Origin of the sequence: uncultured Tateyamaria sp., assembly GCF_947504105.1 — a bacterium.
Taxonomy (GTDB): Bacteria; Pseudomonadota; Alphaproteobacteria; order Rhodobacterales; family Rhodobacteraceae; genus Tateyamaria.
On sequence record NZ_CANNGP010000077.1, the window covers coordinates 1 to 10,840 of the forward strand.

Below are 10,840 nucleotides of genomic sequence, written 5' to 3' on the forward strand. Positions count from 1 at the left end.
GCGCCATAGGCGGTGATTTCTTCGGGCGTCAGCGGACGGTCGAGATCATCAAGGCTTTGAAGCAGCTCTTGCGCGCCGACGATCGGGAAGTCTCCGGTTAGCGTTTGCGGCTGTTGGGGCTGGTCCGGCTGCAGGCGTTGGTTGATTTCGTTCTGCGTGAGCGGTTCGGTTCCTGTTGGCAGGTCTTGCTGCGCAGGCACTTGGTTCCCACCGTTCTCGATGTTGACAACGGTCGTGCCGTCGCCTTGACCGGGCAAGGTCGCGGTTGGTCTATTGGTTGGTTGGGGCAGGGGGGTTTGAACTTCGTTTCCGGGCGAGACGGTCTCATCGCCGCTGGCATCAAGCTGAACTTGCTGCGCCTGAGCCTGGTGGGTCAGGTTCAGGGCTATTATCAAGCCAAAGACGAGGGCGATAGAACTACTCGATAGGCGAAGCCGCTTTGAGGATCGGTATGTGGTTTGCATCAGGCACCTCCAGGAGCCGCGATGAAGCGGGAGATGGCCATCGCATAGGGGGATTCATAGGTTTGCAGCCGCTCGATATTGACGGTGATCATGAAGTTCTGACCCGTCACTTCGGAGGCTGATTGATAGGTGACACGCAGCAGGATCTGCACGATCCATTCATAGACGCCGCGATCATTGATGCCTTCGCGGACAATGTGGCCGATGACGGATCGATGATGTCGCTCTTCCGGCTCGACGGGTTCCGCTCACTGCCGGGAGAAGAAGATGTGACCGAGGCCTGCGACCGGCTGTGGGTGGGTCTCTCGCCGTTTTTCTCCAAACCGGGACTGGCGCTACAGTTTTGGTTTGGGCACTCGCCAGAACTTGGCACCCGCGAGGTGGAGACCATCATCGAGGACAGTGCGCGGGTTGCCCGCGATAACGCGCTTGATCTGCATGATTTGCTGGATGAGCGACGCAAGCTGCTTCCCTCCAAGCTCTACGGCGAACGCTGTTATCTCGCCCTCTGGTCGCGTCCGTCCCTGCTGACCGCCGAAGATCGCAGCGCCAGCCAGAAACAACGCACCAAGGTCTTGAATGCAGCACCACCGATCTCACTTGGTCAGATCCCCGATACAGCTCTCGAAGGTCTCGCCATCCGCCATGACAGTTTTGTCACCGCCCTGGGACGGGACTTCAGTGCGGCCGGGATCGCGCTTGATCTCTTGGACAACTATGAGGCGCTGAACGCGATCCGCAAGATTGTGGCTCCGGACACATTGGGTCTGAACCATCCCTGGCGGGCAACGCTACCGGGCGACTATCTCAAAGCGCGGTTGCCGAGCTTGGGGCGCAGCATCAAACGCAAGGACATCTCCAACCTTGTCTGGCCCAAACTGTCCGAGCAAATCTTCACTGACCATGCAGATGTGATCGACGGTAAGATCGTGCGGATCGGCAATAGTGTGTTTTCCGGCTTTGATATCGTGCTGCCACCCGAGATTGTTGTGCAATTCAACGAGTTGATCCGCCGTGTGATCGCCAACGGCACCAAGATCTCGTGGCGCTGTTCGATCCTGATGGAAAGCGGCGGCTTTGCGGGGCAAGTGTTTCGCGAGCAATTGGCACGATTGCTTGCCTGGACGGCACCGACGCACAATGGGCGCATCAAAGAGAGTTTCGAGCGGTTGCGTCAGACGGATGGCGACGGCAACACAGTCATCCGCTGGCGTGCCTCCTTCGCCGCCTGGGCCCCCACCGCCTATGACGATCAGCGCAAGTATCCATAAGGACCGGTCCTTGGCCCAAAAGCCGTGCCGTATCAGAATTGGAAACAGGGCAAGTGCGGGGATCACGTAGCGCAGGAGCGCGAGGTCGATTGGCGTCAGCGTCGTCGTGACACCGAACCGTGTGGCGAGTTGCCAGCCCGCTCCGACAATCACTGTGATGAGCCAGGCCAGAAGTCCTGCCCGCAGGTCGGGGCGAACATCAGGCTGCATAATCGGCCCCTGTGAAATGTTCAAATGGGATCAGCGCACTGTCCTGCCAAACGGTCAATACCCCCAGCCGGTCGCGTCTATGCTGTTCGGCCCAGTCAGTATCGGGCAGTTCAGGCACGATCCCGTGCGGATTGTTGTCAGTGTCGCTCAGGAAATAGCCCGTCAGGTTGGCTTCAAAGTCGAACGTTTCGGCGATGCCCGGCCAGGAATAGACATCACGCGCATAGGCCCAGAGGGCTGGATATTCGACCAACCGCCGCCGCGTGCATCGAAAGAGCGGCGCATAGACCGCATCGAACCTGACGAGTGTTGCGAACAGGAACAGATCGGACTCGGTGACCTGTTGGCTGAAGAGACAACGACGATTGGCCAGGTGCGATTCCAACCAATCGAGCGTTGCGAACACGTCACGGGTGGCCTCCACGTAGGCACGCCGTGCAGTGGCGAATCCGGCGCGGTAGACGGCGTTGGCAAGCCCTTCGTAAATGCGCGTGTTCAGGGCATCGATCTCGCCTGCCAGCATTTTAGGCACAAGTCGCCAACTGTTCCCGATCTGATCGAGCGCCCGCGCGATAACCGCCGATGAATTTGAGAGAATTCTGCGCGTGCGTTTGTCCCAAAGCAACGGCACTGTCGCGCGTCCCGTGTAGGTCGGATCGGTGGCAGTATAGAGCCGATGGACGTGTCGCATGGGCTCCGCGTCCGGATCGGGGTCCTGAAAATCGGTCAGGGTGTAGCCTTCAACTCTTGGGCCACCGGCCATTGCGACGGAGATGTTTTCGAGGCCCTTGAGCACACGGATGAGTGTCGTGCGATGGGACCAGGGGCAGCTCGGCGAAACGATTAGAACGACGTTGGTATTGTCATGCAAACGAGCGGCGAGTTCTTGCGCCGAAAGAGTCGCCAGCACCGACGCCTCGCGCTTGAACACGCCACCCTGCATGTATCGGTCCGTTTCATCACACCAGACTCCGTCGATCAGCATTCCCATAGGCCGTCCTTTCCTGATCCCAAGATATTGGAAATCGCCCTCTCCGTCTGTTCACAAACACGCCGGTTTCGGTCTATCAAAGTCACCATGCGTGACTTGCCTCTCACCCTCCTGCGCGCCCTTGCGGCCGTTTATGAAACCGGCGGGATACGCCCCGCCGGGCGTCTTCTCGGGATTCAGCACTCCGTCGTCAGCCGAGCCTTGCGTGATCTGGAAGCGTGGCTTGAGGTTCCGCTGTTCGAGAACCGTGATGGGCAAAGGGCCCTCATCTTTTCTGCTGAAGGGGTGGCGCTCAGCAAAGCTGCACTGGACGCAATGAAAAACCTCGAAGCCTCCGTCCTTGTAACGCGCGAAGGGTCGAGCGCGAATTCTGTCACTATTGCCACAACGCCCTCGTTCGCGATGCGGTGGCTTCTGCCGCGACTACCAGGGTTGACCGAGACGCACCCGAAAATCGAGGTGTCGATCCTTGTCGATCAGGCCCGAAAAAGTCCGATGGCAACAGGAGCTGATCTGAACATCCGAATGGGGGCGCAACCTTCGCAGGACGTCGACCCCATCCCGTTGATGGACGAGCGGGTCTTCCCCGTTATGTCCCCGGGCCTCTGGGAGAAACTCGGCAAGCCATCGGAAACTGACGATCTCTTGGACATGCCTTTGCTTCACGACCGCGACCCGTCAACGTCCTGGGGGATCTGGCGGAAGCATGTCGGCCCGGAGCGGCTGGACGTTCGGAAGGGGCCACGTTTAACATCCTCTGACCTGATCCTCCGCGCGGCCGAACAGGGCCAGGGCGTGGCTCTTGCGCGGGGTCGCCTGATCGAGGAAAGCGTTGCGAGTGGCTCGCTTCTCCGCCCGTTCGGAGATGTCGAACTCGACCTGGGCACAAACTACTGGATCATTGCAAATCCTGAAACCGGACGAAGGCGAGTGGTGCAAAACGTGGTGGGGTGGCTGCTATCAGAAGCGCAGAATGTATGTGACGAGGCGCCCACTGCCATTTCAGGTGAAGAGCAAGACCAAACAGCGTAAACGGACATTCGTCCAATGGCAGGTTTGTCTCGCCGTCTTACCGGTTCGCGCACGGCGCAGCGAATGGCGGTATTTCCCGAACCGGCCCTTCGTCAGCATCGCGGCGAATTTGCTGCAAGAGCCCTCTTTGACCGATGCTGCAAAGATGCACGAATGACTGCTTCGGCGCTACGGCTCCGGATCGCCGCCACTTTTTCCAATCATAGGTTCGTTGCCGCTAAATAAACGCTGAATGTTCTGTCTGTGCAAAGCAAACACGAGCGCTGCGCCTGATACTATCAGGAGTTGGAATGGAAATGCCTCACCAAAAACCAACGCAGCAACAGCAGAAAAGGCGGCGGCGATCAACGAGCTGAGTGAGACTATTCTGGAGACAGCTAGTGATAAGATGAAAGCCAATGACGCGACCAGTCCAACGGGTACGGATATTGCAAAGAGAACCCTTAATCCGGTGGCGGCTGACTTCCCGCCCGTGAAGTTCAGCCAGACTGAACGGCTGTGCCCGATGATCGTGGCAATACCTGCAGTTGCCATCAGCCAAGGTCCGAGCGCATACATGGACGTTTCGCTGAGGTAGAGCAGAGAAGCGTCAGCTATCGAAACAGCGAGCCAGACCGGGATGAAACCTTTCACAAAATCAATGCAGAGCACTAAGGCTCCTGGCCACGGCCCAAGGACCCGAAGCACGTTTGTAGCGCCAGTCGATAAGGAGCCATGTTCTCGGATATCGATGCCTCGGAAGAGACGACCAGCCAAATAGCCCGTTGGAAGCGAGCCAAACAGATAGCCTACAAGAAAGGTGGACGTGAATGCCGCCAGCAATGCCATCACAATGCGTTTCCCCTCATTTGGTAACTTGTACCGACACTACAGCAATGAAGCGGACCTTCGGCATGCAAAGTCCAACGGCAGGAAGGTCCCGCACTGCTGTCATTGCCTGAGTGATTTCTACAGGTCCGGTATGCGGGACGAAGCGCCAGTTCGCTGCAACTGCGCCAAGGTCTGCTTTGACGGTTTTACAGTATCAAAAACAGTCGTTATCGCTGCTGACAGAAACTTATGAGTTTTGTCCTTTAAGTTGGGACGAGGCGCGTCTGACATCGCGCTGCGATCTTCGTTCTGGCCCTAGGGATTTGTACAAGCCAAAGGCCCTGCTCGGTCAGTAGGAGGGCGATTCCGTTGTACCATCCCTCCTAGAAAAACAAAGGCTACTGATCGATAACTCCTCATGCTATGTTTTCTACCAAGAGTTGTTAGGTCATGTCCATTAAAATAAGTGGAAATTAAGAGGCGGTTTAATGGGCAAACGACGGAAGCGTCGAACCTGGTCGGATGACGAGAAGCGTGAGATTTGTCAGTAAACGACACCTCCAGGAGTGTCGGTCGCACAAGTGGCACGGAGGTATTCCCTCAACGCGAACATGATCCACACGTGGCTGAAGGACCCGCGGTTTGCGCCAGCATCTGATATGCTTGAGCGGGTTCAACGGACGGGCACTTTTGAGCCCCGACGTTAAGCCATTTACCGCTCATGTTCAGACTCAGTGCTACAAAAAACCACTTTTCGGGATAAGAAATGTCAGCCGTCTTAGAGTGATTTGAGTTGAGAGCGGAATGTTGAAGACGTTGCAACCAACGAAACACGGTGAGAGCTCTACATCCAAGAACGCCGCCACAGGGGCAGAGCTATTTTTTCGGCTGGCGGCTTCTGATGCGGACCTGCCAGCTCTCGTGCATCTTGCACAAGAAGCTCATAAAGAAAGCAGGTTCCGTTACATACCGTTCAACCCGCACAAAGTTCGCAAGATCGCGAGGTCAGCATTCAAAGACCAAAGGCGGCACGCGGTCATGATCGCTGAAAAGCACGGCCACGCGGTTGGTTTCGTCTATTGCTCGGTCGGCGAGTACCACATTGGGTCTCATGTTCTTCTGACCACCATCCACAACATGAATGTTTCCAGGACAATCAGGTCATCGCTGTCAGGCGGCAAAATCGCCCTTGGTCTGTTTCGTGGCGTGGAAACTTGGTCAAAAGCCAGAGGCGCAAAAGAAATTCTGTTTCATGTCACGTCCGGTGTGAACCTCGCCCAAGCTCACAAGCTGGCAAAGCGCATCGGCTACAAGTTTGTCGGGGGAAGTTATGTTAAAACAACTTAAGATTTTACCTGTTCTAACCGCCACTACCATCATATTATCTGTGGCTCCAGCGACCGCAGCAGACGGATATACATGTGTTTTTCAGGTAAACTGCTATGAAGACACGGGATGTTCTGAAGACTCTCCCATAAACATTTCGGTGGAAAACGCTGAGGGCAATCAACCCACACTTGTTTTGCCAAGTATGAGTCTCAAGGCAATAAAGCAAATTGATGAAGCTCCTGGTATTGTTTCCGGTACAGTTTCTTATGTTTCGCACCTCGAGCGAAATACAGTTCATCTACTGACAATTTTCGAAGGCGGTTCGGCAAGATTTGCGTCGCATTCATACCTGAATAAGCCATTCAGCATCGCAAGCCAGGGGGAGTGCAAGCCTATGTAAATACAAGACAATATATCAATGTAACTATGTGCAGGAGACAGAAATGGGTGAAGTAAACGGAAGTTATGTCACGACTGTGGACGGCGTTGATTTTTACACTGATGGTATCCAACACAATAGCTCGTCATTTAGTGCGAGAATTGGCTATATTGATTTCTCAAGACAATACGATCAAATTACAGATGAAGGCTCATGGGAGATTGGTGCCAGCACTCAAAACCCTGTTGCCAATATTGATAACGAAGGCAACGTTCGCATCGGCGGAAAATATGGCGTTTTTGATGCGGGCGTCGTTCGCTTTTCAGATGGAACAACAGGTGTCTTCGGCGGTGTTAGCATAGGCACCGATAACCTTGGACTATCCTATGGTTTTGCGGCAGGGGGGCAATCTTCGGGCCCGCATGGCAATCTAAGCACATACGATCACGTGGAAGTTTTTTCTGACGGAAGCTATGCTAGGGTCGAATACTCGCCGGCGGATGGCGTAAATACGACCGGCGCAACGGTAACGCGAACCGAATACAATAGCGACGGCACTGTTAAGAATACCTATGTCGGGAGCACGACGACCGAGCAGGCCCAAAAAATGGCAGCTGGCCTCGCCCCACATATCTACGACCATAATGGCTATTGGGGAGCAGATTGCTTTCCTGCAGGGACTTTGATCTCCGTTGGTGACGGGAAGTCAGTTCCGATTGAAAGCATTCGCCCTGACATTTTTGTCAGCAGCTTTTCCGAGCGGGATGACCTTGGCAGGGGCGCGCTCGAAACAAAGCCGGTTGTTCGGCTCTACACAAGCGTAACACAGGAATTTATTCGTCTCGATTTCGCAGATGGCCGTACGCCGCTGCACGTCACGCCTGGACACGTATTTTTGGATGAAACCGGTAGTTTCACCGCAATCGGGCACCTCGTTCGGCTCGGCGGCGGCAATGCCCGGATCGTCGACGAAAGCGGCCAGATCATTTCTGTCAAGGCGACATCGATGAAATACTCGGCCGAAACTGCCCATATGTTCGAGCGCTCGTCAGTCAGGACGATGATGACCAACGGAAGTGTAGCATTCAAAGAAGAGGTGCAAGAAGGGTGGAAGACCTACAACTTTGAGGTTCTCGGTTGGCATACCTACGTTGCCGGAGGTGTGCGTGTTCACAACCAATCGGGCACTCTCGGTGTTCTGGGAAACTCCATCGACAATAACTTCTTCGATAAACTTGGTAATGTCGGTGATGCTGTGGGCGATGTTGTTTCTGGTGCATTTCATGCCGCTGGAGATCTGGTCGATGGCTTTGTGTCCGCAGGTCAAAGCCTGTCCAAGGGCTTTTCGGATGCAGCGGAAAGCTTCAGCAACGGTGACATAATTGGTGGGATCGCGGATGTCGGTCGTGGAATTGGGAATGCCATCGGCGATGTGGCGCGCGGTATCGGAAACGCAATTGGAGAAGTTGCGCGCGGCATCGGTGACGCAATCGGTTCTGTCTTTGGGCGCGATGATTCAAACGATGGTCAGGGTAGTGACCGCGGCAAACCGATTATCCTGGATATGGATGGGGATGGTATCGAAATCGAGGTCCAGGGCACTGTAAGTTTTGACATGGACAGTGACGGTTTTCTTGAAAACACAGATTGGGTGGATGTAGACGACGCATTTCTTGTTATTGACCTGAATGCTGATGGTTCACGCGGCACAGGCGACGGAAAAATTGATCAAACCGCAGAACTGGTCTTGTCTGAATGGCTTAATTTTGACGGAGCCACAGATCTTCAGGCGCTCGCTCTTTTTGATACCTCAGCTGAACTTGGTGGGAACAACGACAGTGTTTTGAGCAATGCAGACGCCGTTTGGTCGGAGCTGCGGGTTTGGCAGGACGCAAATCTGAATGGTGTATCTGATGCGGGTGAACTTAAAACTCTTGATGAGCTTGGCTTTACCCAGATCAATCTCACATATGATGATGAAACGCATTATTCAGACCAAGACAACAACGTGCAGCTGTTCAACAGTTCTTTGCTGGGAACAGCGTCTTACATCCGCAACGGTCAAACTGTTTTAGGCGGAGTTGGCGACGTCGCCGTTTCCTATGTGGCGGATGGCACCAAACGCGTTGAAACCGATATTGGCTTCGACCTTGTATTTGAGACCGGGCAAACCCTGCAATTTGCAACGACAGGTGGGAAGTCTTCGAGTTCCGTAGACTTGGCGGCAAACGGATTAGATGGTGCATATGGCGACGCCCGGGCAAATCATCTTTCTTCGGTTGGCGTCACAAAATCGGTTGACCTGAAAGGGTTTGGCGGAAACGACACTCTCCAAGGTGGAAACGCCAGTGACTTGCTCATGGGTGGTTCAGGAGCCGACGTTCTTGACGGGCAAGGCGGGACTGATACGGCATCCTACCTTGGGTCCAATGCTGCTGTTCTGATCAATCTTCTCCAAGGTTTCGGAACCGGCGGACACGCCGAAGGTGACACGTTGAGCCACATTGAAAACCTGATTGGATCGATATTCGGCGACACATTAAACGGATCAACAGGTGCAAACATTATCCAGTCCGGAGATGGCGACGACGAAGTCTGGGCACATGGAGGAAACGATATCGTTCACCTCGGTTTGGGCAATGACGTATCAATCGGTGGTCGCGGGAACGACAAAGTATTTGGTGAAGACGGTAACGACAACATCTATGGCAGCGATGGCAAAGATGAACTGTACGGCGGTGCCGGAAATGACCGACTGGTTGGCCAGAAAGACGATGACAGTCTGTACGGTGGTGCAGGTGAAGATCTGATCCGCGGCGGGAGTTGGGACGACATTGTCGATGGCGGAAAGGGAAACGACACTCTTTACGGAGATACGGGCTCAGATCGTCTTATCGGGGGCTTCGGAGACGATATCATGACCGGTGGCAGCCATGGCACATATCTGGATGTGTTCGTTTTTGCCAAAGACAATGGTACAGATGTGATTACAGACTTTGAGATCGGCGAAGATCGTATTGAGTTCACAATTGCGGGGCTGAACTTCGCCGACTTGATTATTACGGACACCTCTTCAGGTGCGCGGATTGCTTACGACGATGATGACATAATCACGTTGACAGATGTGACTGCAAATCAACTCAGGGCGGAGGATTTCATATTCAGCTGAGCTTTGGTGAAGGTAGGAATACCTTCGACGGGAATGAATACCTAGCCGTCATCGCCGGAAGGCGTTAGGTCGGGTTCAACGGATTGAGATTCCTTTCTTGCGGTCCAGCCTGCAATCTTGCGCCGAGCAATGCGTTCGAGGTAAAGCTGATCGAATCCAATCTGCAAAATTTTCTGCACAGCTTCGGTCATGTAACCTTCGCCTGAAAAATTTTCATTCAGCGCATAACCAATATCCCCACTGCAATGTGTGATATCCTTGACTGAAATACGTGCTGTTCCGATCAATCGTTGCGCGTCGATCAACTCAACAGCACAGTGATAACCACCATCACCCCATTCATCTTCCAACCTACGGTCTAGAAATGAACGGACGCTGTCAGATGTTTGCCGTTCTAGCGGCAAAAAGCGCCAAAAGTACTCCTTCAGGGCATAATCTTGCAGAAACCGAAAATCGTCAGGACGAAAGGGTCGCAAGCGTAAATGCCAGCGCTGGTATTGTCTCACCACACTCAGAGTCCATCACTGACCATTCACTTAGGCAAACAACCTTATCGATTTAGCCACGTCGAGCCGAGCCTGAATACTAGCAAAGTCTTCGGAACCACTTGCAGGAGGCAAATGCGCGGACAGCGCTTCAAACTCCGTGTGGACCGATCTGCGGTTAACGATACCCTCCATACTCGCTCGGAGCACTGGGGGCGGCACTAAAGCGTGACAGGTCCAGTTTGACCGCTTGGCGCGCTCCCTAAAGCAGCTGATTGAAACGATAGACAAACTGGCACAGATCAGGGTGCACTTCCGTTCCTTGAGCGAAGACATAGATACATCATCGCCATCCGGGCGCTTGATGTTTCACATGTGTGCTGCGATGGCCGAATTTGAGCGCGACCTCATCCGGCAGCGTACACGGGACGGTCTTGCGGCAGCCCGCGCGCGCGGTTCAAAGCCTGGCCGACCTCGCGCGTTATCCAGCGATCAGATCCAACGCGCTCAAAGTCCCAAAACCAATGGTCTGTAAGCGGTGCCCGTCCGTTGAACTGGCCACTATGCTGGCGAAGATGGGAGGCGAATATCTCACTCCCTCGCGGACCTCGCCCTGTCCTACCAATTTTTAAAGAAGTCGTCGATCTCTTGCATTTCATCCTCTTCCTCGTGGAGATCTAAGCCAAATGGGTTGTCCAAA

General features: G+C 54.2%; 10 protein-coding genes. 5 read left to right on the forward strand and 5 right to left on the reverse strand.

Annotated features, from left to right (window positions below; translation table 11 throughout):
• Together Q1A75_RS22605 and Q1A75_RS22610 are read right to left on the reverse strand one after the other, a co-directional pair.
• Positions 1-464 (reverse strand): hypothetical protein (locus Q1A75_RS22605; protein ID WP_299593148.1); only part of this gene is annotated, 464 nt, incomplete at its 3' end.
• Complete coding sequence (locus Q1A75_RS22610; RefSeq protein WP_299554905.1) at positions 464-616, reverse strand: hypothetical protein; 153 nt, start codon at positions 614-616, stop codon at positions 464-466. The genes Q1A75_RS22610 and Q1A75_RS22605, both read right to left, overlap by 1 nt.
• Between Q1A75_RS22610 and Q1A75_RS22615 the strand changes: the two genes are divergently transcribed.
• Positions 587-1,735 (forward strand): hypothetical protein, encoded by a 1,149-nt coding sequence (locus Q1A75_RS22615; protein WP_299554908.1) that lies wholly within the window; start codon positions 587-589, stop codon positions 1,733-1,735. The genes Q1A75_RS22610 and Q1A75_RS22615 overlap by 30 nt on opposite strands.
• A 199-nt stretch (positions 1,736-1,934) precedes the next feature.
• On the opposite strand, the gene Q1A75_RS22620 is transcribed toward Q1A75_RS22615, so the two are convergent.
• Complete coding sequence (locus Q1A75_RS22620; RefSeq protein WP_299554911.1) at positions 1,935-2,930, reverse strand: glutathione S-transferase C-terminal domain-containing protein; 996 nt, start codon at positions 2,928-2,930, stop codon at positions 1,935-1,937.
• Positions 2,931-3,023: 93 nt separating this feature from the next.
• Here Q1A75_RS22620 and Q1A75_RS22625 point away from each other — a divergent pair, with 93 nt between their 5' ends.
• A complete protein-coding gene (locus tag Q1A75_RS22625; protein ID WP_299554914.1) occupies positions 3,024-3,968 on the forward strand; it encodes a LysR substrate-binding domain-containing protein in 945 nt (314 codons plus the stop codon).
• A 168-nt stretch (positions 3,969-4,136) separates the two neighbouring features.
• Here Q1A75_RS22625 and plsY read toward each other — a convergent pair whose 3' ends face one another.
• The gene (plsY, locus tag Q1A75_RS22630) at positions 4,137-4,796 is read right to left on the reverse strand and encodes a glycerol-3-phosphate 1-O-acyltransferase PlsY (protein WP_299554917.1); all 660 of its coding nucleotides are present in this window, start codon (positions 4,794-4,796) and stop codon (positions 4,137-4,139) included.
• A 786-nt stretch (positions 4,797-5,582) separates the two neighbouring features.
• Between plsY and Q1A75_RS22635 the strand changes: the two genes are divergently transcribed.
• Together Q1A75_RS22635 and Q1A75_RS22640 are read left to right on the forward strand one after the other, a co-directional pair.
• Entirely contained in the window at positions 5,583-6,125 is a 543-nt protein-coding gene (locus Q1A75_RS22635; protein WP_299554920.1) for a hypothetical protein, read from the forward strand.
• Positions 6,126-6,550: 425 nt separating this feature from the next.
• Complete coding sequence (locus Q1A75_RS22640; RefSeq protein WP_299554923.1) at positions 6,551-9,655, forward strand: hypothetical protein; 3,105 nt, start codon at positions 6,551-6,553, stop codon at positions 9,653-9,655.
• 41 nt (positions 9,656-9,696) lie between these two features.
• Here the strand turns inward: Q1A75_RS22640 and Q1A75_RS22645 are convergent, their stop codons facing one another.
• A complete protein-coding gene (locus Q1A75_RS22645; protein ID WP_299554926.1) occupies positions 9,697-10,164 on the reverse strand; it encodes a GNAT family N-acetyltransferase in 468 nt (155 codons plus the stop codon).
• Between the two features lie 226 nt (positions 10,165-10,390).
• Between Q1A75_RS22645 and Q1A75_RS24340 the strand changes: the two genes are divergently transcribed.
• Entirely contained in the window at positions 10,391-10,675 is a 285-nt protein-coding gene (locus Q1A75_RS24340; RefSeq protein WP_366142229.1) for a recombinase family protein, read from the forward strand.
• Positions 10,676-10,840: the final 165 nt, after the last annotated feature.